2 protein-coding genes are annotated in these 1,672 nt (G+C 77.6%); both read left to right on the top strand.

Going from position 1 to position 1,672, the window contains the following annotated elements:
- Positions 1–442: ABC transporter ATP-binding protein (locus VER05_RS16565; RefSeq protein WP_324846419.1), on the top strand; the 442-nt coding region annotated here is incomplete at its 5' end.
- Positions 439–1,527: a 2-phospho-L-lactate transferase gene (gene cofD, locus VER05_RS16560; protein ID WP_324846418.1), complete on the top strand. Its 1,089-nt coding sequence runs from the start codon at positions 439–441 to the stop codon at positions 1,525–1,527. The genes VER05_RS16565 and cofD, both read left to right, overlap by 4 nt.
- Positions 1,528–1,672: the final 145 nt, after the last annotated feature.

Below are 1,672 nucleotides of genomic sequence, written 5' to 3'. Positions count from 1 at the left end.
GTGGTCCGCGCTGTCCGGCGGCGAGCGGCAGCGGGTGCACATCGCCCGGGCGCTCGCGCAGGAGCCCGACCTGCTGCTGCTCGACGAGCCCACCAACCACCTCGACGTCAGCGCCCAGCTGTCGCTGCTGGCGTTCGTCCGCGACCTCGGCCGCACGACCGTCGCCGCGCTGCACGACCTCAACCTGGCCGCCGCGTACTGCGCGCACGTGCTCGTGCTCGCGGAGGGGCGGCTGGTCGCGGCCGGCGACCCCCGCGACGTGCTCACCGCCGACCTGGTCCGCGCGGTCTACGGCGTCGACTGCGCCGTGCTGACCCACCCGGGGACGGGGCGGCCGGTCATCGCGTTCGGCGACCCGGCCCCCGCCGCCGCGTCGGGTCCGGCCGACCCCCGCGACCCCCGACCGACCCGGCCCGAGCCGGTCCCCGAAGGAGCACGATGAGGATCACCGTCCTGTCCGGCGGCGTCGGCGGCGCCCGGTTCACCCGCGGCCTGCTCGCCCTGCTGCGCGACCGGCTGCCCGACGGCCGCGGCGGCAGCACCGCCGAGGTCACCGTGATCGCCAACACCGGCGACGACATGTGGCTGCACGGCGTGCGGGTCTGCCCGGACCTCGACACCCTGATGTACACGCTCGGCGGCGCCGTGCACGAGGACCAGGGCTGGGGCCGGCGCGAGGAGACCAGCCGGGTCAGCACCGACCTCGCCGCGTACGGGGTCGGCTGGGACTGGTTCACCCTGGGCGACCTCGACCTGGCGACGCACCTCGCCCGGACCCAGTGGCTCCGCGAGGGCCGCACCCTGTCGGAGGCCACCGCCCTGCTGAGCCGGCGGTGGGGCCTCGCCGAGCAGGGCGTGCGGCTGCTGCCCATGGCCGACGAGCCGGTCGAGACGCACGTCGTGGTGGCCGACCCGGACGGTGACCCCGGCTCCGGCGCCGAGCGGACCATCCACTTCGAGGAGTGGTGGGTCCGGCACCGCGCCGCCCTCCCGGCGCTGCGGTTCGTCCAGGTGGGGCTCGACTCGGCGCAGGCCGCGCCGGGTGTGCTGGACGCGATCGCGGCCGCCGACGTCGTGGTCGTCCCGCCCTCGAACCCCGTCGTGTCCGTGTCGACGATCCTCGCCGTGCCGGGCGTCCGCGCGGCGCTGGCGTCGACGTCGGCGCCGGTGGTCGGCGTCTCCCCGATCGTCGGCGGCGCGCCCGTGCGCGGGATGGCGGCGCAGTGCCTGGCGACGATCGGCGTCGACGCGACGGCCGAGGCGGTCGCGCGGTTCTACGGCCGCCGGGACGACGCCTCCCGGACCGGCGCGGACGCCGGCGTGCTGGACGCGTGGCTGGTGGACACCGTCGACGCGGAGGCAGCGGAGAAGCTGGCCGCGGACGGCTGGCGGTCCGCGGCGGCGCCGACGCTGATGACCGACGTGCCGGCGACGGCGCGGATCGCGGCGGAGGCGCTGGCGCTCGTCGGGGCGATGAGCGGCGGCGCGCGGGGCCGGCCACTCGCCGTCGGCCGCCGCTGCCCGTGAGGTCGTCACATCGCGACGAGGTCGGCAGGAACGAGTGACGACCTCGGCCCGATGTGCCGACCTCGCGGGGCGCCCGGGCGCTACGGTCGCGGGGACGGCACCACCGGACCCGGGAGGCGGCATGCGGCGGCGACGCACGGCGGTG

The sequence above is a fragment of the Cellulomonas sp. genome, from assembly GCF_035634735.1.
Taxonomy (GTDB): Bacteria; Actinomycetota; Actinomycetes; order Actinomycetales; family Cellulomonadaceae; genus Cellulomonas.
Note: the sequence above shows the minus strand (reverse complement) of the source record. Positions and strands in the feature narration are given on the sequence as shown.

Bases quoted from the DNA above. Each gene is read 5' to 3' on its own strand.
- cofD (WP_324846418.1), top strand. From the start codon at position 439: ATGAGGATCACCGTCCTGTCCGGCGGCGTCGGCGGCGCCCGGTTCACC.